The sequence below is a fragment of the Pseudomonas sp. GW821-FHT05D12 genome, from assembly GCF_059419825.1.
Map to the genome: position 1 here is coordinate 191500 of NZ_JBWKSN010000013.1, position 22443 is coordinate 213942.

The 22443-nt window shown below is 63.6% G+C and carries 26 protein-coding genes; 18 read left to right on the forward strand and 8 right to left on the reverse strand.

Going from position 1 to position 22443, the window contains the following annotated elements; genetic code table 11:
- Window positions 1–140: 140 nt before the first annotated feature.
- From AC07SI_RS23695 to AC07SI_RS23710, 4 genes are read right to left on the reverse strand one after another with little or no spacing between them, the layout of a single operon-like run.
- Window positions 141–1382 carry an efflux RND transporter periplasmic adaptor subunit gene (locus tag AC07SI_RS23695; RefSeq protein WP_106803403.1) on the reverse strand — a complete coding sequence of 414 codons (1242 nt, stop codon included), beginning with the start codon at window positions 1380–1382 and terminating at the stop codon, window positions 141–143.
- Entirely contained in the window at window positions 1372–2850 is a 1479-nt protein-coding gene (locus AC07SI_RS23700; protein WP_213554284.1) for a TolC family protein, read from the reverse strand. The genes AC07SI_RS23695 and AC07SI_RS23700 overlap by 11 nt, the downstream gene beginning before the upstream one ends.
- Window positions 2843–4060, reverse strand: coding sequence for an ABC transporter permease (locus tag AC07SI_RS23705; RefSeq protein WP_495006617.1), 1218 nt, complete (start codon window positions 4058–4060; stop codon window positions 2843–2845). Before AC07SI_RS23705 ends, AC07SI_RS23700 begins: the two co-directional genes overlap by 8 nt.
- Entirely contained in the window at window positions 4057–4764 is a 708-nt protein-coding gene (locus tag AC07SI_RS23710) for an ABC transporter ATP-binding protein (protein WP_120448988.1), read from the reverse strand. The genes AC07SI_RS23705 and AC07SI_RS23710 overlap by 4 nt, the downstream gene beginning before the upstream one ends.
- A gap of 357 nt (window positions 4765–5121) precedes the next feature.
- Here AC07SI_RS23710 and AC07SI_RS23715 point away from each other — a divergent pair, with 357 nt between their 5' ends.
- Window positions 5122–5880 (forward strand): TetR/AcrR family transcriptional regulator, encoded by a 759-nt coding sequence (locus tag AC07SI_RS23715; RefSeq protein WP_065900958.1) that lies wholly within the window; start codon window positions 5122–5124, stop codon window positions 5878–5880.
- A gap of 267 nt (window positions 5881–6147) precedes the next feature.
- Here the strand turns inward: AC07SI_RS23715 and AC07SI_RS23720 are convergent, their stop codons facing one another.
- A complete protein-coding gene (locus tag AC07SI_RS23720) occupies window positions 6148–7209 on the reverse strand; it encodes an FUSC family protein (protein ID WP_495006618.1) in 1062 nt (353 codons plus the stop codon).
- Window positions 7210–7348: 139 nt separating this feature from the next.
- Complete coding sequence (locus tag AC07SI_RS23725) at window positions 7349–8965, reverse strand: NADP-dependent glyceraldehyde-3-phosphate dehydrogenase (RefSeq protein WP_065900951.1); 1617 nt, start codon at window positions 8963–8965, stop codon at window positions 7349–7351.
- Window positions 8966–9231: 266 nt separating this feature from the next.
- Here AC07SI_RS23725 and AC07SI_RS23730 point away from each other — a divergent pair, with 266 nt between their 5' ends.
- From AC07SI_RS23730 to AC07SI_RS23780, 11 genes are all read left to right on the forward strand, one after another.
- The gene (locus AC07SI_RS23730) at window positions 9232–10107 is read left to right on the forward strand and encodes a Dyp-type peroxidase (RefSeq protein WP_495006619.1); all 876 of its coding nucleotides are present in this window, start codon (window positions 9232–9234) and stop codon (window positions 10105–10107) included.
- Window positions 10108–10434: 327 nt separating this feature from the next.
- A complete protein-coding gene (locus tag AC07SI_RS23735) occupies window positions 10435–10707 on the forward strand; it encodes a BufA1 family periplasmic bufferin-type metallophore (protein WP_106803409.1) in 273 nt (90 codons plus the stop codon).
- Window positions 10704–11117, forward strand: coding sequence for a DoxX family protein (locus tag AC07SI_RS23740; protein ID WP_065900948.1), 414 nt, complete (start codon window positions 10704–10706; stop codon window positions 11115–11117). The genes AC07SI_RS23735 and AC07SI_RS23740 overlap by 4 nt, the downstream gene beginning before the upstream one ends.
- A gap of 13 nt (window positions 11118–11130) precedes the next feature.
- The gene (locus AC07SI_RS23745) at window positions 11131–11892 is read left to right on the forward strand and encodes an alpha/beta fold hydrolase (protein WP_065900946.1); all 762 of its coding nucleotides are present in this window, start codon (window positions 11131–11133) and stop codon (window positions 11890–11892) included.
- Between the two features lie 25 nt (window positions 11893–11917).
- Window positions 11918–12190, forward strand: coding sequence for a BufA2 family periplasmic bufferin-type metallophore (gene bufA2, locus AC07SI_RS23750; RefSeq protein WP_016979675.1), 273 nt, complete (start codon window positions 11918–11920; stop codon window positions 12188–12190).
- 55 nt (window positions 12191–12245) lie between these two features.
- Window positions 12246–13070 carry an MNIO family bufferin maturase gene (gene bufB / locus AC07SI_RS23755; RefSeq protein ID WP_106803410.1) on the forward strand — a complete coding sequence of 275 codons (825 nt, stop codon included), beginning with the start codon at window positions 12246–12248 and terminating at the stop codon, window positions 13068–13070.
- The gene (locus AC07SI_RS23760) at window positions 13067–13816 is read left to right on the forward strand and encodes an HvfC/BufC family peptide modification chaperone (protein WP_495006620.1); all 750 of its coding nucleotides are present in this window, start codon (window positions 13067–13069) and stop codon (window positions 13814–13816) included. The genes bufB and AC07SI_RS23760 overlap by 4 nt, the downstream gene beginning before the upstream one ends.
- Window positions 13809–14261 carry an alpha/beta fold hydrolase gene (locus AC07SI_RS23765; RefSeq protein ID WP_120448981.1) on the forward strand — a complete coding sequence of 151 codons (453 nt, stop codon included), beginning with the start codon at window positions 13809–13811 and terminating at the stop codon, window positions 14259–14261. Before AC07SI_RS23760 ends, AC07SI_RS23765 begins: the two co-directional genes overlap by 8 nt.
- 86 nt (window positions 14262–14347) lie before the next feature.
- Window positions 14348–15715: an MFS transporter gene (locus tag AC07SI_RS23770; RefSeq protein WP_495006621.1), complete on the forward strand. Its 1368-nt coding sequence runs from the start codon at window positions 14348–14350 to the stop codon at window positions 15713–15715.
- Between the two features lie 57 nt (window positions 15716–15772).
- On the forward strand, window positions 15773–16903 hold the full coding sequence (locus tag AC07SI_RS23775) for an MFS transporter (RefSeq protein WP_106803414.1): 1131 nt from the start codon (window positions 15773–15775) through the stop codon (window positions 16901–16903).
- A 43-nt stretch (window positions 16904–16946) separates the two neighbouring features.
- A complete protein-coding gene (locus AC07SI_RS23780; protein ID WP_495006635.1) occupies window positions 16947–17387 on the forward strand; it encodes an MEKHLA domain-containing protein in 441 nt (146 codons plus the stop codon).
- On the opposite strand, the gene AC07SI_RS23785 is transcribed toward AC07SI_RS23780, so the two are convergent.
- Window positions 17384–17905 (reverse strand): DUF3087 family protein, encoded by a 522-nt coding sequence (locus AC07SI_RS23785; RefSeq protein WP_495006622.1) that lies wholly within the window; start codon window positions 17903–17905, stop codon window positions 17384–17386. The two genes, AC07SI_RS23780 and AC07SI_RS23785, sit on opposite strands and share 4 nt — an antisense overlap.
- Before the next feature lie 121 nt (window positions 17906–18026).
- Between AC07SI_RS23785 and AC07SI_RS23790 the strand changes: the two genes are divergently transcribed.
- The gene (locus AC07SI_RS23790) at window positions 18027–18206 is read left to right on the forward strand and encodes a hypothetical protein (protein WP_065900931.1); all 180 of its coding nucleotides are present in this window, start codon (window positions 18027–18029) and stop codon (window positions 18204–18206) included.
- 12 nt (window positions 18207–18218) lie between these two features.
- Window positions 18219–18419, forward strand: a complete 201-nt coding sequence (locus tag AC07SI_RS23795) for a DUF6021 family protein (protein WP_065900928.1) — start codon at window positions 18219–18221, stop codon at window positions 18417–18419.
- Window positions 18420–18449: 30 nt separating this feature from the next.
- Here AC07SI_RS23795 and AC07SI_RS23800 read toward each other — a convergent pair whose 3' ends face one another.
- A complete protein-coding gene (locus tag AC07SI_RS23800; protein WP_065900922.1) occupies window positions 18450–18686 on the reverse strand; it encodes a DUF6555 family protein in 237 nt (78 codons plus the stop codon).
- A 120-nt stretch (window positions 18687–18806) separates the two neighbouring features.
- Between AC07SI_RS23800 and AC07SI_RS23805 the strand changes: the two genes are divergently transcribed.
- From AC07SI_RS23805 to AC07SI_RS23820, 4 genes are all read left to right on the forward strand, one after another.
- Window positions 18807–19634 (forward strand): arylamine N-acetyltransferase family protein, encoded by an 828-nt coding sequence (locus tag AC07SI_RS23805; RefSeq protein WP_495006623.1) that lies wholly within the window; start codon window positions 18807–18809, stop codon window positions 19632–19634.
- Between the two features lie 133 nt (window positions 19635–19767).
- Window positions 19768–20520: an outer membrane beta-barrel protein gene (locus AC07SI_RS23810; RefSeq protein ID WP_495006624.1), complete on the forward strand. Its 753-nt coding sequence runs from the start codon at window positions 19768–19770 to the stop codon at window positions 20518–20520.
- 146 nt (window positions 20521–20666) lie between these two features.
- Window positions 20667–21026, forward strand: coding sequence for a c-type cytochrome (locus tag AC07SI_RS23815; protein WP_495006625.1), 360 nt, complete (start codon window positions 20667–20669; stop codon window positions 21024–21026).
- A gap of 72 nt (window positions 21027–21098) precedes the next feature.
- Window positions 21099–22430 (forward strand): D-arabinono-1,4-lactone oxidase, encoded by a 1332-nt coding sequence (locus tag AC07SI_RS23820; protein WP_315420985.1) that lies wholly within the window; start codon window positions 21099–21101, stop codon window positions 22428–22430.
- The last annotated feature ends 13 nt before the right edge of the window (window positions 22431–22443 follow it).

Genomic DNA, 22443 nt, shown 5'->3' on the forward strand with positions numbered 1-22443 from the left:
CACACTGGTTTATGGCAGGCCTGATTCCTGCGCCTGGCGCAGTTCCACTGTGGGAGCTGGCTTGCCTGCGATAGCGGTGGCTCAGTCACCCCTGTATCGGCAGATAACCGCAAGCCAGCCCCCCACATTTGAATATTCATTTATCCCGGGATCTTCACATACCCAGGTTTCAGGCCAAACACCTCCACCCCCTGCGGGGTCGATTGCCCGGTGGTGACCTTGACGCGCTCCACCGGTTTATCCATTGCCGCTCGATACTCCACGGTCATGTCCGCCTGGAGCGCCTGGCTTGGAATCACCATCGCCTGTTCATTGTTGTACGTGACGATGGTCAAGCGCGCACTCATCCCCAGCCGCACTCGCTGCAACTGCTGCGGGGTCAGCTTGGGGATCGACAGGGTCACCGGAAACTGCGCGCTGCCCTGGCCGTCGCTGGAAATCGCCAGGCCGCTGACCACGCTCACCGAGCCGCTCAGGCGCTCCCCATCAAAGCCGTCGCCCATCACTTCCACCGCCTGGCCCTGATGGAGCTGGTTGATGTCCAGCTCCGAGACTTTGGCGACGATTTTCAGCCGTTCGATATTGGCCAGGCCAAACAGCACCTGCCCCTGGTTGACCCTGCTGCCGGCCTGCACCGGCGCGTTGTTGTTGCCGCCGCCCTGAGTGGCGTTGTTGCCGGGCGGCGGCACCACGATCCCGGAAAACGGTGCCTTGAGCTCCTTGCCTTCGAGCAGCGTGTGCAGGGCATCGTATTTCACCGTCGCGTTGGTCAGCTCCATGTCCGCGATCTGCCGGTATTCGCCTTTGCCCTGGTCCAGTGCCTGTTGCAGCTCACTGCGCGCTGAAGCGAGGTCAAGCTGTTGCTGCTGGGTCTGCTGCCTGAGGTCGTCCAGTTCGTTGCGCGGAATGATGCCGCGCTGGAACAGGTTTTCGCTTTCGGTCAGCTTGCGCTGGGTGTTGCCGGCGCTCATTTCGGCCGTGCGCAGGCTGCGCCGGGCGCGGCTGACGGTGGGGCCGCTGTCCCAGTCCTGCATCTCTTGCACGGTGCGCCGTGCCTTGAGCTGCGCGGAGAGGGCTTCGCGCAATTGCACTTCGAGGATGGCCGGGTCCATGCGCAGCAGCACCTGCCCGGCTTCGACCTGCTGGCCTTGCTCCACCAGGTTGGCCTGCACAGTGCCATCGAAGGGCGCAGTGAGGGTCAGGGTGGTGTCGGGTTCGATCTTGCCCACCAGGCCGATCTGGTGCACCAGCGGGTCGGGCTTCACCGCCAACCATTGCTCGCCGGCGGTGGCGGGGCCTTCAGTCGGGTTGCGCAGGGCCAGCCCCGCGCCGGCCAGCAGCACGATCAATACAACCAACAGGCCTTTGTGTTTAGTAGTCATTGAGGGCGATTTCCCAACTTTCCAGCGTCATGCCCAGGGTCAAGTCAAGCTGGGTCTGGGCGTTCAAATAAGCGATCAGCGCATTGAGTTGCGCATTCTCGGCGTTGCGCAGGTCAGTCTCGAAGCTCAGCACCTGGAAGTTGGTGGAGCGTCCGGCGCTGAGTTTTTCGCGCTCGATCTCGATCTTGCGCCGCGACAATTCCACCGCGCGCTGGGATATCTGGTATTGCCGCCAGCGGGTGCCGAGGTCACGCACCACGTCGTTGACGCTGCGTTCCAGTTCCTGGCGCGCATCGGTGATGCGGATCTCCTGATCCTCCACATTCACCCGTGCACGCACTTCGGCCTGGCGCGTGCTGATATCGCCGATGGGGATCTGCACCTGCACTCCAGCGTAGCTGTCCCAAGTGCGGTTGTTGGAGCGGCCGGCATCGTTGTCGTAGGCGTCGCGGACCTGATTGGCGCCGGCCACCAGGTCCACCTGCCAGCGCCCGGAGTCCTTGGCGATCACCAGGTTGAGGTCGGCCTGCTGGCTGCCGAGCAGGGCGGCGAGGTATTCCGGTTGCTGGTTCTGCGCGAGGTTGAAGGCCTGGCGCTTGTCGATCTGCAGGGGGCTGGCCTCCAGGGCTTCGGTGGCGCGAATCGGCGTGGACAGGTCCAGCGCCAGCAAGCGCAGCAGGGCCAGGCGGCTGGTGTCGAGCTGGTTCTGGGCTTCCTCGACACCGAGTTGCTGGGTGGCGATATCGGCTTCGGTCTGCACGATTTCGAACTCGGCCATGCGTCCGGCGCTGATCAACGCCTTGTTCACCTCCAGCAGCGTGCCGGAGCGCTTGAGGGCGTCCTGCACGATGCTCAGTTGCTCCTGGGCACGCAGCAATTCGCGGTAGGTGGCGATGATCTGGCTGATGGTCTGGGCCACGGTGGCCTTGAGGTTCAGGCGGTTGGCCTGTTCCGACAGGCGAGACAGGCGCAGCGGCGCGGTGGTGGCGTCCCAGCCGGCGCCGCGCATCAATGGCTGGATGATCGCCAGGTCGAGGCCGTCGCTGCGGTAGCGGCCGGCGCGGTCGGCGTTGTTCAGTTGCTGGGTCCAGGCCATGCTCAGGCGGGTGCCGTACTCGCCGAGCAGGCTGGTGGCCGGGGCGACGTTGGCATTGCGCGCGTTGTCGGCCGAGCCACGGTTGCTGCGGTAATAACTGTTGAGGGTGAGCTTGGGGTTGAACACATCCTCGGCCACGCGCAGATCGAACTTCTGCGCCACCCGTTGCAGATACGCACTGCGGATCGCCGGGTTGTTGCGCAGGCCCAGGTACACGGCATCACCGAGGGTCATGTCGGTGGCCTGGGCCTTCAACGACACGCCCCGGTCGTAGCCGCTGCGGGTGGTGCTGGGGGCGGACGGCTTGATGACAATGTCGGCGGCCATGCCGTGCAGGCTGATCAAGGCGAGCAACCACAGCCATTTACTCATCGCGCAAGGCCTCCACCGGCTGCAGCCGCGAGGCCGAGACCGCCGGATAGATACCGAAGAACAAGCCCACCAGCAACGTGCTGCCCACCCCCAAGGGCAGCGCGGCGGTGGCCAGCGCAAATGTCCAGCCCGACATCCACGCGTACAGCCAGGCGCAGGTCATACCCAACACCGCGCCGCACAAGGCCCCCACTGCCGTGAGTGTCACGGCCTCGAGCAGGAACAGGTTGCGGATATCGCGCCGGCGCGCGCCCAGGGCCATGCGAATGCCGATTTCGCGGCGGCGTTCCGAGACGTTCATCAGCATCACGTTCATCACCCCCACGCCGCCGCCCACCAGGGAGATCGCCCCCAGTGCCAGCAGCAGGTAGGCGAACGTACGGCTTTGGCGGGTCATGCCATCGATCATTTGCTGAGGCACCGTGATTGCGACTTCATGATTGGGCGTTTGCGTTTGCAAGGCCGCGGCCGCCTGCTTAGCAATAAGGTCCATGTCCTGTTCGGGGGCGGCGCGGATGATCACATTGCCAATTTGCGGGGTGGCGTAGATGCGGCGCATACCCTCGGCGGGGAGAAACAGTGATTCGTTGGCCTGTACCGGCATCAGCATTGCGCGGGGCTGGGATTGCAGGATGCCGACCAGCAGAAACAAGTAGTCGTTGATGCGCACGCGATCACCCAATTTCAGCGGATCGCCCGGTGTACTCAACGCCTGGAACAGCTGGTCACCGATCACGGCGTAGGTCTCATTGGCGTCGAAGCTCGTCAGGAACCGTCCCTCGCGCACCACCAGTCGCATCGCGTCCTTGATATCGTCGGTGCTACCGACGAAGTTGGCATTGACGGTACGGCCATGGAACAGCAGGGGGCCGCTGAACAGCGTCAATGCGCCGATATGTTCGATCCCTGGTGCCGCCTGGCGCACTGCCTTCAGATCCAGGCGGGCGCGCATCGGCGCAGTATTGCTGCCCTTGGTGGCAAACTGGGCGACCAGCGTGTCGGTGCCCATGTCCTTGAAAATCATCGCGGCATCCACCGCCGCGTTGTGGCCGATATTGATCAACGCGACCACCGAAGAGCTGCCGATCACGATGCCGAGCAGGGCCAGGATCGAGCGCTTACCCAGGGTGCGCAGGCTCACCAAGGCTTCATGCAGCAGTTGGCCGAGACTCTGTTCGACCCGCAGGCTGCTCTGTGCCTGCCCCCTCATAGGCGCCCGGCCTCTTGCACCACGCCATTGCGTACCAGGATCTTGCGTTCCAGGCGCTCGGCGATGTGAGGGTCGTGGGTGACGATGATCAGCGTCACCTGCTGCTCGCGGTTCAACTCCAGGAGCAGGTCCATGATGTCCTGGGCGGTGGTGCTGTCGAGGTTGCCGGTGGGCTCGTCGGCGAGGATCACCGAAGGGTTACCCACCAGGGCGCGGGCAATCGCCACGCGTTGGCGCTGGCCGCCGGAGAGGTCGGCAGGGCGGTGATGGGCGCGTTCGGCCAGGCCGACCTGTTCAAGCATGCGCAGGGCCTGCTCCACCGATTCGTGACGCGACACACCGCGGTAGCTCAGGGGCAGGGCGACATTATCGAGGGCACTCAGGCGGGGCAGCAGGTTGAAGCTCTGGAACACAAAACCGATCTGCTGGTTGCGGATCGCCGCCAACTGATCGGGGCTGGCGCTGAAAATATCGTGACCGGCAAAGTGGTACTGCCCGCAATTGGGCAGGTCGAGCAGGCCAAGGATATTCAGCAGGGTACTTTTGCCGGACCCGGAAGCGCCGAGAATGCCGCAACTGTCGCCGCTGGCGATGGTCAGGCACACATCATTGAGAATGGACAGGTGTTGACCGGCCAGCTGATAGCTTTTGCCGATGCCTTGCAGGGAAATCAAGCCTGGGTGCGCGGGGGTATCTGTCATCATGACTACGCCTTCAGTCTCGACGCGGCCGCACTGCCCCCGGTAAATCCTTGTAACAAGTTCGGGAGCTGCCTGGAACGCATCACGGACTGGTTTTATTTCTTGTTTTTAAAATATTGTTTGAATACTAACCGTGTTCTACGCGCTTCGCCAGCCATGGATATAGAGCGGTTTTACCCTTTGAAATGATTTCCCCGACAGGCGAGCAGGCTCGGCAAAAACCCTTCAACTACCCTCAACGAGCCCGCCGGCAAAGGCTTTCAATCATATGGCGCAGTGTCACTACTTGCTTTCGATCAGCGGCCCCGGTATAAAAAATCAAATTATTTTTTAAAACAATATTTCCCACGTGGAACTTGTATGGTCGCGAAGAAACTCAGCGCTCCAAATGTAACCAAGACTCGACTGCTGGATGCGACAGAGGCTCTCTTCATCAAATACGGCTACGACGCCGTGCTGCTGCGGCAGATCACCGAGCGTGCCCAGGTGAACCTGGCCGCGGTGAATTATCACTTCGGGGACAAGGATTCCCTGATGAAAACCCTGCTGATGCAGCGCCTCGAGCCGCTCAACGAGCAGCGCCTGGAACTGCTGGCGCGCTGCGAAGCCGAATCCGACGGGCCGCTGGACTGCGACACGTTGCTCGGCGTGCTGTTTGCGCCGGCCATGGGCCTGGAGCGCAGTGACCCGGCGAGTGCCAGCGGGGAAGGGCGCTCGTTCATCCGGTTCCTGGGACGGGTCTACAGCGACACGTCGCCGTTTATCCAGGAATACCTCAAGGTCCATTACCAGCCGGTATTCCAGCGCTTTTTCGAAGCCTTTGCCCTGGCGCTGCCGGACCTGCCGCGCAATGAGCTCGGCGTGCGCCTGCAATTTGCCCTCAAGGCTATTTCCGGGGTCATGGCCGGCACCGAATTGCGCCTGCTGATGAACTCCATGAGCCTGGGACGTCCGGCCACCGACGCCGAAGTCATGGCCAAGCTGATCACCCTGGTGTCCGCGGCGATTCGCGTGCCCCAGCAAAGCCCGGAAGCCGAAAACGCCTTGGCCAAGGTGCTGGATACCCAGCGTGCCATTCGCGAGCAAGCGGCAGCCCCGGCCGCCAAGGCTACGCGCTGATAGTCCTGTAGATGCCGGTTTGCCGGCGAAAAACTCAAAGCGATAACGTTCAATTTCAAACTGAACGCGGCGCCTGGGTTTTTCGCCGGGGAGTCGATCCTGGCAAAAAACGCGCAAAAAAAAGCCCGCTGGGGCGGCGGGCTTGATGTGCAACGTTTGTAACGGATGAGGCTTTACCCTACGTCTTGGGATGTGAATAAAACGTGAAAAATATGTAAGAGAAAGTGTGAAAGTGTTGACGTAGTCATACACGTCCAAACCGATCCTTTAGATTTTCCAGAGCCCGGCGCTCTTGGCCAGGCGTTGACGCATCGCATCCACGTTCGCCGCCAACTGCACCGTCAACAACCGATACCCATCCAGCGCACTGTACACCGGCGCATCCAGCGCAGGTTCGTTGCCGGTGATGTGGCTCGGCCGTTCCAGCCGTTCCGTCACCCCCGACTTCAACGCCCGCGCCATTCCCACCAGTTGCACCCGGATCTGCCGGTGCTCGGCTTTCAACATCACCTGCATGCGCGCCATCGCCTGTTCATCGCGCGGGTCGGGCCGGGTGTTGCCGAGGATCTCCAGGGTGCTGATGCACATGCGCAGGTGGCGCTGGATCGCGTCCAGCTCGGTCATGGAGATGCGCACTTCCTTGGACACCGACGGCATCAGCGAGCGCAGTTGCAGCATCGCCGCGTTGAGGCGGTTGAGCAGTTTCAGGTGTTCATCGTCAGTCACCGACTGGCCATTGATGATGCGGCTATAGATCGCGGCGCAGTCGCGCAGGGCGCTGGCCAGGTTGTAGCGCCATGAGTACACGGCATACAGCGGCAGGGCGAACGAGAAGGCCAGGGCCAGCACGATACCGATCAGGATATCGACCGTGCGCCACAAACCGTCCGAGATCGGGTTGTCGCCATGCCCCGCGACGATAAACACAGTGATCGCCGACAGCAGCGCGATGTACCCGCCCTTGCCGATGGCGTGGTAGGAAAAGAACCCGCACACCACTGACATCAACAGGTAGGTGAGCAACGGCAGGCCGAAGTAGGCCTGTTGCACCACCAGCAGCAAGCCGACACTGGCGCCGATCAGGGTGCCGTAGGCGCGCTCCACGGCTTTCTTGCCGATATTGCCGTGGTGCTGCAGGCCGCCGATCACGATCAACATGGTCACCGAGGCCCACTCACCATGGGGCAGGTTGATGCCGGTGGTGAGCAGGATCGTTGCCAGCAGGCCGATGGACACGCGCACGGCGTGGATCAGCTTGGCATGCCGATAGCGGCGGTAGGGGTCGAGCAGGGGGCGCAGCAGGCGCCGGGCAAACAGGGGCAGGTTCATCGGTATTGAAGGGGCCTCAAAAAGTCAGGGTTAACTCGATCCACTGTGGGCGTTGGCTTGCCTGCGATAGCATCCACCCGGTGGGGCTGCAGCACCGAGGTGTTTGCATCGCAGGCCAAGCGCCTACAGAAGCCTGCTGTCAGAAAATGTAGTCGGTGGTCAGGAAGCTTGAGTCACGGTTGCGCAGGATGTCGCTGACCAGCGCCTTGTTGCTTTCCTGGAATTTGGTGGCCACCAGGGTGCGGATCGAGAACACGCGCAGCGCGTCATGTACCGACAGCGTGCCCTCGGCCGAGTTCTTGCGCCCATTGAACGGGAAGGTGTCCGGCCCGCGCTGGCATTGGGCGTTGATATTGATACGGCCGACCTGGTTGGCGAACGCGTCGACCAGGCGCCCGACTTCCACGGCATTGGTGCCGAAGAGGCTCAGTTGCTGGCCGAAGTCCGAGTCGAGGACGTACTCGATCACGCTGTCCAGGTCGCGGTAAGGCACGATCGGCACCACCGGGCCGAACTGTTCCTCGTGGTACACGCGCATCTGCGGGTTCACCGGGTACAGCACGGCCGGGTAGAAGAATGTGCCGCGCGAGGTGCCGCCATTGGTATTCACCACCTGGCCCCCGTGCTGGGTCGCATCCGCCACCAGCGCGTTGAGGTAGTCGACCTTGCCGGCTTCCGGCAGCGGTGTCAGGGCGACGCCGTCTTCCCACGGCATGCCCGGTTTCAGGGTGGCCAGCTTGGCGTTGAATTTCTCGATAAAACGCTCGACCACGTCCTCGTGCACAAACAGGATCTTCAGCGCGGTGCAGCGTTGGCCGTTGAACGACAGCGAGCCGGTGACCGCTTCGCTGACCGCATTGTCGAGGTCCACTTCGGGCAGCACGATGCCGGGGTTTTTCGCATCCAGGCCCAGTGCGGCACGCAAGCGGTGCGGCTTGGGGTGCAGCTTCTTCAAGTCGCTGGCGGCCTTGTTGGTGCCGATGAACGCAAAGATATCGATTTTGCCGCTGGCCATCAGCGCACTCACGGTTTCACGGCCGCTGCCGTAGATCACGTTGATTACCCCGGCCGGGAAGCTGTCGCGGAACGCTTCCAGCAGTGGCCGGATCAGCAGCACGCCGAGCTTGGCCGGCTTGAACACCACGGTGTTGCCCATGATCAGCGCCGGGATCAGCGTGGTGAACGTCTCGTTCAGCGGGTAGTTGTAAGGCCCCATGCACAGCGCCACGCCCAGCGGCACGCGGCGGATCTGCCCGAGCGTGTCCTGTTCCAGCTCGAAGCGGCTGCTGCGCCGGTCGAGTTCCTTGAGCGCATTGATGGTGTCGGTGATGTAGTCGCAGGTGCGGTCGAACTCTTTCTGCGAGTCCTTGAGGTTCTTGCCGATCTCCCACATCAGCAGCTTGACCACCGCATCCCGCTGTTCGCGCATGCGCCGCAAAAACGCTTCGACGTGCTGGATACGGTCGGCCACGCGCATCGTCGGCCATTCACCCTGGCCCCGGTCGTAGGCGCGCACGGCGGCATCGAGCGCGAGGAGGGCGGTGTCGGCGTCGAGCAGCGGCGTGCTGCCGATATGCACCCGCTCGTCCCCCAGCTGTACCGGGCTGAGCACCTGGGCCAATGGGCCGTTCCATACCTGCAACTGGCCATCTACCAGGTAATCACGCTGTTCAATGGGCGCCGCCAGGCGAAACTGTTCGGGAATGTCCGCGGCGGAGGCGGGAAACAGCTGGGCGAGCAGGTTGCTGGTGGTCATGTCACTACCCCTGGAATAGTTGCAAAACATGACTAGAGAGTCACCCATCCAAGGTCTGTATGGCAAGGGCCAGACGCGTTACAGCAGCCCGCCGGCTGGCTGCGCCGGGCGAAAGCGTCCCGTGCAGTGCAGGTCACGCCCAAGGGGTGGGCGCAGTTGAAGGCGCAGTTGGGCCTCGATCCGCGCTGCCTGGAAAACCTCGAGCACAAGCCCGCGCTGGCCGCGCGCGTTGGGGTAAACTGCGCGGCTTTTCAGAAGGAGTTCACATGAGTCAGTACCAGCCGGGCATTCTTGCCGCACCGGTGCCTTTGCAGGCACGCCACCTGTTTTTTGCCGTGGATACCCTGGCAGCCGTGCCCGCTGCGCTTGACGCGCTGGTGCAACTGGCCGATTCGGCGGCAGTGGTCGGGTTGGGTGAACCGCTGGTAAACGCGCTGGGCGCGCGCATTGACGGCTTGCGTGTATTCCCGGCGGTCAGTGGTCCGGGGGCGCACAACCCGTCGACCCAGCAGGCGTTGTGGGTGTGGTTGCACGGCGTGGATCGCGGTGAGTTGCTGTTGCGCAGCCGTGCGCTGGAGAAGGCCCTGGCGCCGGCGTTTCGCCTGGAGCAATCGACGGAGGGGTTCCGCTTCAAGACCGGTTTTGACCTCACCGACTACGAGGACGGCACCGAAAACCCACACGACGACGCCGCCGTTGACGCCGCCCTGACCGACAGCGGCGCCAGCTTTGCCGCGATCCAGCAATGGCAGCACGATCTTGACGGGTTTGCCGCATTGCCCGCCCAGGAGCGCGACCACATCATTGGCCGTCGCCATGGCGACAACGAAGAGTTGGAGGACGCCCCCGAATCCGCCCACACCAAGCGCACTGCCCAGGAGAGCTTCGCCCCGGAAGCGTTCGTGGTGCGCCGCTCGATGCCATGGGCCGAGAACGGCCAGGCGGGGTTGATGTTCCTCGCGTTCGGCCATTCCTTCGATGCGTTTGAAGCGCAACTGCGCCGCATGAGCGGGTTGGAGGATGGCATTGTCGACGGGTTGTACCGCATCAGCGCGCCGTTGACCGGCGGCTATTACTGGTGCCCGCCGGTCAAGGACGGGCACCTGGACCTGAGTGCGATGGCGGTAACCGCGCCGCTCTGAAAAGGCGCTGCCGGCGGGTTTGACCCTGCGCACTCGCCAGGCCCGTTCACACCTTGAGTGTGCCGGGCCTTGCCTCTGCAGGCCGTCCGTCCCGCAAATTCCCCCTCTGCGCAAACGACGGCCTCAGCCCCGCACCACGGCAATGGCTGCTGCCGTGTATCCCACTGTATCCCCGCACCTTGCTGATACACCGGCATGACGTTCTGGCGTGTTCGCGACACAGAGCGGATACACGCCTGGCTTTAACTCTGTCCACCAGCCGGCGCCGGCGGTCACGTACCGCCACTCGCGCCCTGGTCACACTCAGTCAAGCCAGGAGATACACCGATGAAGCGTTCCTACGCAGCCCTCGCGGCCACCCTTGCGCTGTCCCTCAGCGCCTTTGCGGCGGTGGCCCACGCCGATGAACCCAAGCCCCAGGAAAAATGCTTCGGCGTGTCCCTGGCCGGGGCCAACGACTGCGCCGCCGGCAAAGGCACCTCGTGCGCCGGCACCGCCACCGCCGACTACCAGGGCAACGCCTGGGTACTGGTGGACAAAGGCACCTGCACCCAGATCAAGACGCCCAAAGGCTACGGCAGCCTGACGGAGCAGCCGTGATCCAGCGCCTGCTGCCACCGGCACTGCTGTTGCTGGTCGCGCGGCTGGGGATCGCGGCGGTGTTCTTCCTGTCGGGACGCACCAAGGTCACAGGCTTTCTTGAACTCAAGCCTTCGACCTACACGCTGTTTCGCTCGGAATACGCCTTGCCGTTGATCCCGCCGGAGTGGGCCGCCCACCTGGCGACCTACGCCGAGCACCTGTTCCCGCTGCTGCTGGTACTGGGCCTGCTGACCCGTCCGGCCGCCGCCGCGCTGCTGGGCATGACCCTGGTGATCGAGGTCTTCGTGTACCCCGACGCCTGGCCGGTGCACCTGACCTGGGCGGGCCTGTTGCTGCCGCTGCTGGCGTATGGCGGTGGGGCCTGGTCGTTGGACCGCGTGATCCGGGCTAAACGTTGCAACCCTTAATGGAGACATCCTGATGCGTATGCTTTCTTCCCTGGCCATTGCCATGGCCATGACTGTTCCGCTGTTGGCCCAGGCGGCCGACGCACCTCAACCCGGCACCGGCAAGAGCGTGGTGATCGTGCCCGGCTCGTTCGTCGACGGCTCTGGCTGGCGCGTGGTCCACGACATCCTGATTCACAAGGGCTACAAGGTCACCGTGGTGCACCAGGGCCACGAAAACCTTGCCGCCGATGTGGCCGAAGCCCGTGAAGTGCTGGAGCAGCAGGTCGGCCCGGTGGTGCTGGTGGGCCACAGTTCCGGTGGCGCGGTAATCTCGATTGCCGGCGACCGCGACAAGGTCAAGTCGCTGGTGTACGTCGCGGCCCTGCAGCCGGAAGTCGGCGAAAACATGGCCCAGTTGATCGGCTCGATGCCGGCGCCGAGCGATGACATCAAGCCGAGCCGCGACGGTCACCTGTTCTTTGATCGCGCCCGGTTCAATGCCGACTTTGCCGCCGACCTGACCACCAACCGCACCGATTTCATGGCCGCCTCGCAGGTTCCGGCGACCACGGCGTTGTTCGGCGGCACCGTGTGGGCCGCGGCCTGGCACAAGAAGCCGAGCTACGCGGTGGTCTCCACCGAAGACCGCGCCCTGAGCCCCGACCTGCAGCGCTGGATGTACCAGCGTGCCGGCTCCAAGGTCACGGAAATCAAGGCCAGCCATTCGGTGTACATCTCCCAGCCCGAAGCCGTGGCGAAGGTCATCGAAGACGCGGCTGCGGTCATCAAATAACCCACACCCCCAAAAGGAAAACACCATGAACACTGCACTCAAATCCCGCTTGAGCCTTGCCGCTGCCGCCGCCCTGATCGCCATGGCGTCTGCTTCATTCGCCACGGCCGCCAGCGCCGCCGACCAGCAGGAAAAACCCGGCCGCTGCTACGGCGTCAACACCTGCAAGGGCACCAGCCTGTGCGCCACCGCCAAGAACGACTGCAAGGGCCTCAACAGTTGCAAGGGCGAAGGCGTGATCGTCAAGACCCCCTCCGAATGCCTCAAGGCCGGCGGCACCCTGACTGAGCCGAAGTAACGCCCCTGGGTGGCGAGCCAGCTCCCTCGCCACCGTTTTTGATGGAGAAGCGATCATGTCGAATTCGACCGCGCACTTTGCAGGCTACGGCCTGGGGCTGCGCAAGGAGCACTACTGCGACTTCCTGGAAACCTCGGTGCCGGTGGATTTCGTCGAAGTGATCTCCGAAAATTTTATGGTCGCAGGCGGCCAGCCACGGCATATCCTGCGCCAGGTCCGCGAGCGACACCCGGTGGCGCTGCACGGTGTATCGATGTCGATTGGCAGCGCCGAAGGGCTCGACCCGGACTACCTGCGGCGCCTCAAGGCGCTGGTGGACGAGATTGACCCGCTGTTCGTCTCCGACCACCTGAGCTGGTCGCGCAGCGGCGCGTTCAACGCCCACGATTTGTTGCCCGTGCCCTACACCGACGAAGCACTCGACCGCGTGTGCGCGAATATCCACCAGGCCCAGGAAGCGCTGGGCCGCACCCTGTTGTTTGAAAACCCCTCCAGCTACCTGGCCTTCGAGGGCGCGTCCATGAGTGAGTGGGCTTTTATCACCGCCATGGCCCAGCGCACCGGTTGTGAGCTGCTGCTGGACGTCAACAATGTGTATGTCAGTGCCAGCAACCATGGCTTTGATGCACGGGATTTTCTCGACGGGATCCCGGCCGAGCGCGTGCGCCAGATTCACCTGGCCGGCCACAGCCAGGGCGCCGAGTTATTGATCGACAGCCATGACAGCCCGGTGTGCAGCGGGGTCTGGGACCTGTACGCCGAGGCCATCGCACGGGTCGGGCCGGTGGCGACCATGATCGAGCGCGACGATCACCTCCCGCCTCTCGCCGAGCTGCTGCATGAGTTGTCGATGGCGCGTGCGGTGGGGGCGCGGCGATGAACCTGGCCGAATTCCAGCAGACCTTTCGCCACTGGCTGGTCAGTGCGGCGGATGACGCTGCGAGCGCGCTGGGCAATCATCGCGCGGGCCTGGCGGTGTACCAGAACAACTATCGCGCGCAATTGGTCGCGTGCCTGGAGCAGGCGTTTCCCCACCTGCGCCGTTGGCTCGGTGACGAGGCCTTCCTGGCCGCCAGCATTACCCATATCGACCGAAATCCGCCGCACGCCTGGACCCTGGATGCCTATCCCGAGGGGTTTTACCCGACGTTGCTGGAGGTGTTCCCCCACAACCCGGACGTGCATGAGCTGGCCTGGATCGAATCGGCCCTCAACCAGGCCTTTGTCGCCGCCGATGCCCAACCTTTGACACTGGAGGCGCTGGCCACGCTGGAGTGGGACACGGCGGTACTGCGCCTCGCGCCGTCCCTGCGTTGCCACGCCCTGACCACCAATGCCGATGCCATCTGGTCGGCGCTGTGGCAGGCGCAGCCCGCACCGCCGGCGCAGATGCTGGAGGCGGCGGGCGGCGTGCTGGTGTGGCGGCGCCAGTTCACCTCGCGTTTGCGCCAGGTGGATGCGTTGGAGTTTCAAGCGCTTGCGCAGCTTCAGGGCGACGGCAGTTTTGCCGGGTTGTGCGAATGGCTGGTGGCGCGGCTGGGCGAAGAGGCCGGCGTGGCGCGGGCCGGTGAATACCTGGCCGGATGGCTGGGCAGCGAATTGATCGTGGAGGTGAGTGATGGTTGATCGGCGTGGTTTTTTACTGTTGGCCGGCGTGACCGTGTCGATGCCGACGTTGGCGCTGCAACAGGTCAGCACCGATGAATTCGAGATGCGTTATGAAGCCGCAGGGCCGGAGGAGGGCCACGCGATCCTGTTGTTGGCGGCGGATGTCGGCGCGTTCGCCGAAATGACAGCGCCGTTGGCGGCCCAGGGCTTTCGCGTGATCGTGCCGTCCCTGCGCAGCGCCGACGAGGCGGTGCTTGGCCAGGACGTGCTGGAACTGATGAACGCCCTGCACATCCCCGAGGCGCTGCTCGCCGGCCTGGAACTCGGCGCGCGGGTGGCGGCCCGGACGGCCAGCCTGAAGCCGAGTCGGTGTGTGGGCATGGTCACGCTCAACACCTCGGCACAGGCCGGCTTCGCCGAAGCGGTGGCATTGATGGCGAACACCGCGCACTGGCGAACATGAAAATTTCGACAGCCAGGCAATCACTCACTGAAAAAATCCCGATCTGCCCGTAATCTAGACACCTTTGCCACCTGTGCGGATTGTTCATGTCTTCTGTTGCCGATGGGCTGCCCCTCAACAAACGCCTGCCGGCCGTGATCGCGATCTCCCTGGGGATCGGCATGGCCACCCTGGACACGGCCATCGTCAATACCGCACTGCCTACCCTGGCCGAAGGGATCGGCACCGATTCCGCCTCGGTGATCTGGGTGGTCAACGCCTATCAACTGGCGATTATCGCCACGGTGCTGCCATTCGCGTCCCTGAGTGATGTGCTGGGGCATCGCCGCGTTTACCTCGGCGGGTTGCTGGTGTTTATCCTCTCGTCGCTGTTTTGCGGGCTGGCCGGTTCGCTGGTCACGCTCACCGCTGCGCGGGTGGTGCAAGGATTGGGGGCGGCGGCGATCATGAGCGTGAATACCGCGCTGCTGCGGCATATCTACCCGTCGAAAATGCTCGGGCGTGGCCTCGGCTATAACTCGCTGGTCGTCGGGCTGGCGTTTACCCTGGGGCCGACCGCAGCGTCGGCCATCCTCTCGGTGGCGACCTGGCACTGGCTGTACCTGATCAACGTGCCTTTGGGGCTGCTGGCCTTGGCGTTGGGATTGCGCTCATTGCCGACCCTGCCGATGACCGGGCACGCCTTCGACCGGTTGGCGGCGGTGCTGTGTGCCGGGCTATTCGCCTTGCTGGTGCTGGGCCTGGGCACGGCGGTGCATGGCGCCCAGGGCGCGCTGACCCTGGGCCTGATCGCCGTTGCGCTGGTGTGCGGTGCGTTGTTGTTGCGTCGCCAGGCCGGGCACCCGGCGCCGATGCTGGCCCTGGACCTGTTCAAGCGGCCGGTGTTTGCCTTGTCGTCCCTGACGGCAATCTGTGCCTTCAGCGCCCAGGGCCTGGCGTTTGTGTCACTGCCGTTCCTGTTGCAGGCGGTGCTGGGGCATAGCCAGGTGGAAACCGGTTTCCTGATGACGCCGTGGCCGGCGGTGGTTGCGGTGATGGCGCTGGTGGCCGGACGCCTGGCGGACCGCGTATCGCTGGGCGCGTTGTGCGGCATCGGCCTGCTGATGCTGAGTGTGGGCATGGCCGCACTGGCGAGCCTGGGCAGCGGCGCCTCGGCGTTCGATATCGGTTGGCGCATGGCGTTGTGCGGTGCCGGTTTCGGTTTCTTTCAGTCGCCCAACCTCAAGGCGTTGATGACCAGCGCGCCATTGGCACGCAGCGGCGGTGCCAGCGGTATCGTGGCGATTTCACGCTTGCTCGGGCAGACACTGGGGGCGTCGTTGGTGGCCTTGTGTTTCCACCTGTTTGTCGGCAGCGGCCCGCAGTATGCCTTGTGGCTGGGCTGTGCATTCGCGCTGGTGGGCGCCGTGGCCAGTGGCTTGCGTTTGCTGCCCTACGGGAAAAAGCCGTTGTAAAACCCGCGGTGGGAAGGCTACCGTGGCGACCTGAATATTTCGGGATGTTTCAGATTTATGTCCAGCCTGGCCCTCCGTACCGCTGATACCCAGTCCCGCCGCGCCGCGCTGACCCTCGCCTTATGCCTGCCCAGTGACGTGTTGCTCTACCTGTTGCTGCCCATGGAGTCCCAGGCCTTCGGCATCACCCTGGCGCAGGCCGGGGTGCTGTTGGCAGCCAACCGCCTGGTGCGGATTTTCGGTTACCGCCATGTGTTGAATTTCTACGCGCGCAACGGCGACCGGCTGACCTGCATGATCGCCGCCGGGGCCGCCACGCTGTGCGCGCTGGGCAATTCGGTATTGTCGGGCTTTGCGGCGCTGCTCGGGCTGCGACTGGTCTGGGGCTTGTGTTTTGCCGCGTTGAACCTCTCGACCCAAGTGCTGGCGACCGCGGAACCGGCCGGTGCCGCGCGCCGGGCAGGGCGGTCGCGGGCGTTGATCGCCCTCGGGCCGATGCTGGCGTTGCCACTGGGTGGCTGGCTGACAATGTGGGCCGGGCCGCGTCCGATTTTTCTGATTCTGGCCGGGTGCTGCCTCGTGGGCTTGTGGATGGCGCGCGGCCTGCCTACTGTCGGACATGATTTGCACAGCACCCCGGGGCGGCGTTTCAAGTGGCCCGACAGTGTGGCGCTGTGGTCGTTTATCGAAGGGGTGGCACTCGACGGGCTGTTTATCTTTGGCCTGTCGATCCAGGCGCAGAAGCTGCTCGGTGGCGATGCGGTGTTGATCGCCGGTGGCTTGATGGCGCTGCGTTATGTCTCCGAAATGCTCCTGAGTCCCCTCGGCGGCCATGCGGCCCAGCGCTTTGGTGCGACGTCGATGCTGTTGCTGTTTTCGTTCCTGAGTGCCCTGGCCCTCACCGCATTCGGCAGCTATTGGGTGATTGTCGGCGCAGCGGCGGTGCTGGTGCTGCGTGCGCTGCAACTGCCGTTGGTGACCACCCTGGTGGCCGAGCGCAACCCCGGTTCGATGCGCGTGTCGGCCCTGGCCTCCAATGCGGTGTGGCGTGATATCGGCGCGGGCCTCGGGCCGTTGCTGGCGGGCCTGCTGCTGCCGATCGCCTCGGCACCGTGGGTGTTCGGCGTGGCCGGCGCGGCGATTGCCGTGAGCGCGGTGTTCTGCTGGCGCGCGAGGATTTCCAACTGACAAGCTGAGGTTGTGTGTGTCCCGACAAGAACCCTTGATACAGGTGCTGGACGCTGCCTATCGCCACTGGACCGGCCAGGGACTGCCGGCGCCCGCTCACCTGGATCTGCAACAACGCCTGGACTGGCTGCACACCCAGGCGCCCTACAGTCTGTTGGCCCATGATGGCGCAGCGGACCCGTGTTTTACCTACGTGAATGAATGCGCCTTGCAGTGCTTCAAATACCCGCGCGAGCGCTTTATCGGCATGCCGTCGCGGTTCAGTGCCTCGGAACTGGACCGCGCCGCGCGCCAGGCGCTGCTGGAACAGGTCAGCGCCCATGGCATCGCCGAGGGCTACAGCGGTTGGCGGGTGGACGCGCATAACCAGCCCTTCATGATTTATGCCGGGGTGGTGTGGACCTTGCTCGATGCGGCGGACCGGCCCTGCGGCCAGGCGGCGCTGTTCTGGCCGGATCGGCAACGTATCGGCGTATTGGCTTAAGCGCTTTTAAGACGTTCCAGCCAGGCGGGATCGAGGCGGGTTTGCTCGGTGTCGATCCCCAGTGCCTGCATTTTCGTAGCGTGCGCCAGGATCTCCCCGGCCAGTTGCGCCTGGGCGCTGGAGTTGGCGTCCAACGCGTGCATCTGCGTCAGCCCCAGGTGGTAGAAGCGCAGCAGCTTGATCGCAGTCGGATCATCGGCCTGCACGCGCGCGGTGACGGTGTGCATCACATTGGTCACGCTCATCAGGCTGCGCTTGAGCTGCCAGCCATACACCGCTGCCGCCAGCCACGGCTGGTTCCAGAACAGCCCGCGCACCAGGGCGACGGTAACCAGCACCCCGGCAAAGACGCCGCCGACATTGAAACGCACGTTGTCACCGCCGGGCTCGCCGAACAGCATCACCGCCAGGCTCGACAGCAGCATCGCCAAGGCCAGGAACAGCACCGCCACGATCAGCGTGCTGCGGCGGGTCTGTTGGCGGTAGGTGACGGGGTCGCAGGGTTTGAGTTCGAACATCCGGGTCATTTCTCCACTTAGGGCTGGCATCTTCGCATGCTTTGCGCAATCAAGTTGAACGATGGTTCCCAGGGCTTTCTCTAAACCTGGGTACACCACAACCCCCGTGAGGTGAACCATCATGCCCGACTACAAGCAGCCGCCACCCGGTACCCCCGACCCCGATCGCACACCCGGTGAAGAAGAGCGCGACAACGATGCGTTGCGCCCCAACGACCCGAAAGAGCGTGACGAACACGATGATGTCGAGCGCGTCGAGGAAGACCTCGAAAACCTCCACGACCAGGCTCGCCCGCTGTAACAGGAGACGGTAATGAACAAACGCCCAGATGGCCCGGCTTCCAACGAACAGGCGCGTGACAAGGATGAGTTGGGCTTCGACCCGGACTCGCCGGACGTGTCCGACCCGCAGGTCGACCCCATCGGTGCGGCAATCGCGCCGTTGGATCAGAAGGATAAGGATGAGGCAAAAAAAAAGCCGCCCTACGATCCGTTGGGCGACTTGAAGAAGTAAACGAGCCCCGCCATTGAGCGGGGCTTTTGTTTACTTGGGTGGTGTCCAGGTCACTTCGGTAATCCCGTATTTTTCTGCCCAGGGACGCGTGGTTTTCTTCACCTGCTCGTGACCCACGCGGCCGATACGGCTGACGTGTGCAATGTCGGCATCAACGGCCGCCCAGTGCCAGGCCTCGGCGTTGTTCATCACTTCGGCGCGCACTACAAAGGACTTCGGTTGACCGTGCAGCTGATAGTGGATGGTGTAGATTTTTGCGGTACTCATGTTGCCTCCCTGTCTTGTTATAGATGGATACGGGAGTGTTCAAAAAGGTTCATTCAAAATGACAATCCGCACGTCGGCACGGCATAGTGACGCACCCGCCCCGTGCCCAAGGACCGTGTCATGCCGCGACTGATTCATAGCCAGCTATACCTGCAACGCCTGGGCTACGACACCGTGCCACCGCCGACCTTGCAGACACTGCAGGAGTTGCAGCTGCGCCACGTCTGCACCTTTGCCTTTGAAAGCCTGTCGACCCTGCTGCGCCTGCCCGTGCCGATCGACCTGCCCAGCGTCGAGCAAAAAGTACTGTTCGATGGGCGGGGCGGCTATTGCTATGAACTCAACCAGATGTTCCTCGCGTTGTTGCAGGAGCTGGGTTTCGACGCGCGCGGCATCACCGGCCGCGTGGTCATGGGCGGGCCGCCGGATGCGCACACCGCGCGCACCCACCGCCTGAGCCTGGTGACCCTGGACGGCGTGCGCTACATCACCGATGTCGGCTTCGGCGGCATGGTGCCCAGCAGCCCGTTGCAACTGGACCGCGAGGCGGTGCAGGCCACCGCCCACGAACCCTATCGGCTGAGCTTCGACGGACAGGGCAGTTACACCTTGTGGGCGCAGGTGGGCGGGGAGTGGCGTGGTTTGTATGTGTTCGACCTGCAAGTGCAGGCGGCCATCGACTACGAAATCGGCAACTGGTACGTCTCCACGCACCCGCAATCGCCGTTTGTGGGCCAGCTCAAAGTCGCGCGCCTGGCCGCGGGCAAACGCCATACCCTGAACAACGCCCACTACGCGGTGCATTACCTGGATCGTCCAAGTGACAAGCGCACGCTTGAGAGCGCGGATGAGCTGTCGACGTTGCTCAGCGAGACCTTTGGTATTCGTCTGCCGCCTGCGGCTGTGTTGCGCCCGGCGCTTGATGGCTTAATGGTGGCAACTGCGTAAGAGTATTGATCTAGAGCCTGCGCTGAACCGTTTTACCTCCAAAACCGGGCAAATTAATTCGAACCTTTGGCGCGAGCGGGGGTTCGAACCGGTTCCTGAATAATTTGCTCACCAGACAGGGAGATGTAAAACGATGTCCAAGCTATTCGGAAAATTCCTCAAGAACACCTCGGTACTGGCACTGGTTGCCGCGCCTGCCGTGGTGTTTGCGGCCCCGTCCACCGACCCGATTTCGACCTTCGGGATCCAGGGCAGCTACAACGACTTCAAACTCGAAGGCGGCAGCGAAAGCGACAAGGACCACATGCCCGAAGCGGGCCTGTTCTACACCTTCGGCAACAAGCTGACCGGCGAATCCGGGTTTATCTACCAGGCCGGTATCGAGGCCAAATACGGCGAAAAGAGTGACAACAAACTCAAGGAAGGCCAGGCCGACCTGGACCTCGGCTGGCGTGCCGCGCTGGATGCGCGCAACTTCGTCGACGTGATCGTGGGCGGTGGCTACAGCTGGACCCGCTACGAGCCGGACACCAACGACTACGACGTCAAGCTCACCAACAAATCGCCGTTCGCCAAGGCCGCGCTGGGTTACAACCACCAGTTCGATGACATGACCCTGCGTGTCGAAGCCGGTGCGCGCCGCACCCTCGACGGGCGCGCCAAGCTCAAGGTAGATGACGTCGGCAGCGACACCGTCGACCTCAAGGACCGCACCAACCCGTATGCCGAGGTCAGCCTGCTGATGAACCAGAAGGGCGACCTGCCAGTGATGGCGGGCCTGTACTACACCCGCACCGAGTACAAGCTCGACGAAGACTCGGAAGTGGCCGACAACACCAAGCTCAAGCGTGATGAATACGGCTTCAAGGTCGGTATCGCGTTCTAAGCCCCACGGTCGGATGCGGGGAGGCCAACGCCCCGCATCCGGCTGTCCGTTAATGCCCCCCTTTGTGTCCCGCAAAACCCTCAACGTCGCGCCGCCGCTGCCTTAGTGTGGAATCGCTTTCCACCGTATAAGAAGAGAGGCTGGCCATGCGTTGCATCGCCTTGTTGTTGGCCGTATCCGGCCTGCTTGCCGCCTGTGACGACACCCCCAGACATCCCCCCGCACGTGCCACGGCCGCGATTGCCATGCCCGTCGACCCGGCACTGGCCCAGGTCTACGACAGCAGTTGCAAGCTGTGCCACGCCAACCCGGCGTCCGGCGCGCCGCTGAGCGGCGACAAGGCCGCATGGAGCTCGCGTGTGGCCCAGGGCGTGGACACACTGCTGGACCACAGCATCAACGGCTACAACGGCATGCCGCCGATGGGCCTGTGCATGCAGTGTTCCGAAGAGCAGTTTGTGGCGCTGATCAGCTTTATGGCCGGTGTTCAACTCCAACAAGAATAAAAGGGGTGGTGGATGACGCTTTCACGGCGGCAACTCTTGCAAGGCTCGGCACTGGGCGGGGCGTTCCTGGCACTGGCGAGTAACCCGACACTCGCCCAGTTGGCGCGGGCGCCGCGCCTGATTCCGTGGCGCAACTGGTCGGGGGCGCAGACCTGCCTGCCCTTGGCGCGGCTGGCACCCAAGGACCTGGACGAACTGGTGCAGGTGATTCGCCAGGCCCCGGGGCAGATCCGCCCGGTGGGCTCGGCGCATTCCTTCAGTGCGCTGGTGCCCACCGACGGCACGTTGCTGTCGTTGAGTTATTTCAACGGGCTGCTGGACCACGACCCGTCCACGTTGCAGGCCACCTTTGCCGCCGGCACGCCGATGTCGCGCATGGGCCCGGCGCTCAAGGCCGTGGGCCAGGCGCTGCCGAACATGGCGGACATCGACTACCAGACCCTGGCCGGCGCGATTTCCACCTCGACCCATGGCACCGGTGTCGGCTTTACCTCGTATTCCGGCTGCGTCACCGGGCTGCAACTGGTGACCGCCCAGGGCGAGGTCCTGGACTGCGACGCCCAGCGCCATCCCGAGGTGTTCAACGCTGCCCGAGTCTCCCTTGGCGCATTGGGCGTGGCCACCCGGATCCGCTCGCAGAACCGCGCGCCTTACCGCCTGCGTGAACGCCAATGGATCGCCAGGACCGAAGAGCTGCTGGAAGACGTCGAGAAGAACACCCGCGAGAACCAGCACTGGGAAATGCTCGTGGTGACCCATTCCGACTACGCGCTGTCCATCGCCCTCAACGAAACCGGTGATGCGCCGACGCCGCCTATCGACCCGGCCGAGGCGGGCGGCAACGAATTCGTGTCCATCATCGAAAAGCTCGACAAGTACGCCAGCGACTTTCCGGACACGCGTCGCACCTTGCTCAACAGCCTGCGTTTTTTCGCCAGTTTCGAGGACCGGGTGGCCGAGTCGTTCGAGGTCTACGCCAATGTGCGCAACGTGCGTTTCAACGAGATGGAATATTCGGTGCCCGCCGAACACGGCCCGGCGTGCCTGCGCGAGATCCTCAAGCTGATCAACGACAAGGACCTGCGCACCTGGTTTCCCATCGAGTACCGCTACGTCAAGGCGGATGACATTCCCTTGAGCATGTTCGAGGGCCGGGACAGTTGCTCGATCTCCGTGCACCAGCACTACGCCATGGACCACCACAACTTCTTCGCCGCTGTGGAGCCGATCTTCTGGAAATACGCCGGGCGCCCGCACTGGGGCAAGTTGCACACCCTCAATGCCCGCACGCTGCAGCCGCTGTACCCGCGCTGGGATGAATTCACCCGCGTGCGCCGCGAGCTGGATCCGAGCGGCAAATTCCTCAATGCGCACCTGCAATCGATCCTGGGAGTGGCCCGATGAACCGCCGACATTT

Excerpts from the sequence above, each read along its gene's own strand:
- AC07SI_RS23695 (WP_106803403.1), bottom strand. The coding sequence starts at position 1,382 with ATGACTACTAAACACAAAGGCCTGTTGGTTGTATTGATCGTGCTGCTG.
- AC07SI_RS23700 (WP_213554284.1), bottom strand. The coding sequence starts at position 2,850 with ATGAGTAAATGGCTGTGGTTGCTCGCCTTGATCAGCCTGCACGGCATG.
- AC07SI_RS23705 (WP_495006617.1), bottom strand. The coding sequence starts at position 4,060 with ATGAGGGGGCAGGCACAGAGCAGCCTGCGGGTCGAACAGAGTCTCGGC.
- AC07SI_RS23710 (WP_120448988.1), bottom strand. The coding sequence starts at position 4,764 with ATGATGACAGATACCCCCGCGCACCCAGGCTTGATTTCCCTGCAAGGC.
- AC07SI_RS23715 (WP_065900958.1), top strand. The coding sequence starts at position 5,122 with ATGGTCGCGAAGAAACTCAGCGCTCCAAATGTAACCAAGACTCGACTG.
- AC07SI_RS23720 (WP_495006618.1), bottom strand. The coding sequence starts at position 7,209 with ATGAACCTGCCCCTGTTTGCCCGGCGCCTGCTGCGCCCCCTGCTCGAC.
- AC07SI_RS23725 (WP_065900951.1), bottom strand. The coding sequence starts at position 8,965 with ATGACCACCAGCAACCTGCTCGCCCAGCTGTTTCCCGCCTCCGCCGCG.
- AC07SI_RS23730 (WP_495006619.1), top strand. The coding sequence starts at position 9,232 with ATGAGTCAGTACCAGCCGGGCATTCTTGCCGCACCGGTGCCTTTGCAG.
- AC07SI_RS23735 (WP_106803409.1), top strand. The coding sequence starts at position 10,435 with ATGAAGCGTTCCTACGCAGCCCTCGCGGCCACCCTTGCGCTGTCCCTC.
- AC07SI_RS23745 (WP_065900946.1), top strand. The coding sequence starts at position 11,131 with ATGCGTATGCTTTCTTCCCTGGCCATTGCCATGGCCATGACTGTTCCG.
- bufA2 (WP_016979675.1), top strand. The coding sequence starts at position 11,918 with ATGAACACTGCACTCAAATCCCGCTTGAGCCTTGCCGCTGCCGCCGCC.
- bufB (WP_106803410.1), top strand. The coding sequence starts at position 12,246 with ATGTCGAATTCGACCGCGCACTTTGCAGGCTACGGCCTGGGGCTGCGC.
- AC07SI_RS23760 (WP_495006620.1), top strand. The coding sequence starts at position 13,067 with ATGAACCTGGCCGAATTCCAGCAGACCTTTCGCCACTGGCTGGTCAGT.
- AC07SI_RS23765 (WP_120448981.1), top strand. The coding sequence starts at position 13,809 with ATGGTTGATCGGCGTGGTTTTTTACTGTTGGCCGGCGTGACCGTGTCG.
- AC07SI_RS23770 (WP_495006621.1), top strand. The coding sequence starts at position 14,348 with ATGTCTTCTGTTGCCGATGGGCTGCCCCTCAACAAACGCCTGCCGGCC.
- AC07SI_RS23775 (WP_106803414.1), top strand. The coding sequence starts at position 15,773 with ATGTCCAGCCTGGCCCTCCGTACCGCTGATACCCAGTCCCGCCGCGCC.
- AC07SI_RS23785 (WP_495006622.1), bottom strand. The coding sequence starts at position 17,905 with ATGTTCGAACTCAAACCCTGCGACCCCGTCACCTACCGCCAACAGACC.
- AC07SI_RS23790 (WP_065900931.1), top strand. The coding sequence starts at position 18,027 with ATGCCCGACTACAAGCAGCCGCCACCCGGTACCCCCGACCCCGATCGC.
- AC07SI_RS23795 (WP_065900928.1), top strand. The coding sequence starts at position 18,219 with ATGAACAAACGCCCAGATGGCCCGGCTTCCAACGAACAGGCGCGTGAC.
- AC07SI_RS23800 (WP_065900922.1), bottom strand. The coding sequence starts at position 18,686 with ATGAGTACCGCAAAAATCTACACCATCCACTATCAGCTGCACGGTCAA.
- AC07SI_RS23805 (WP_495006623.1), top strand. The coding sequence starts at position 18,807 with ATGCCGCGACTGATTCATAGCCAGCTATACCTGCAACGCCTGGGCTAC.
- AC07SI_RS23810 (WP_495006624.1), top strand. The coding sequence starts at position 19,768 with ATGTCCAAGCTATTCGGAAAATTCCTCAAGAACACCTCGGTACTGGCA.
- AC07SI_RS23815 (WP_495006625.1), top strand. The coding sequence starts at position 20,667 with ATGCGTTGCATCGCCTTGTTGTTGGCCGTATCCGGCCTGCTTGCCGCC.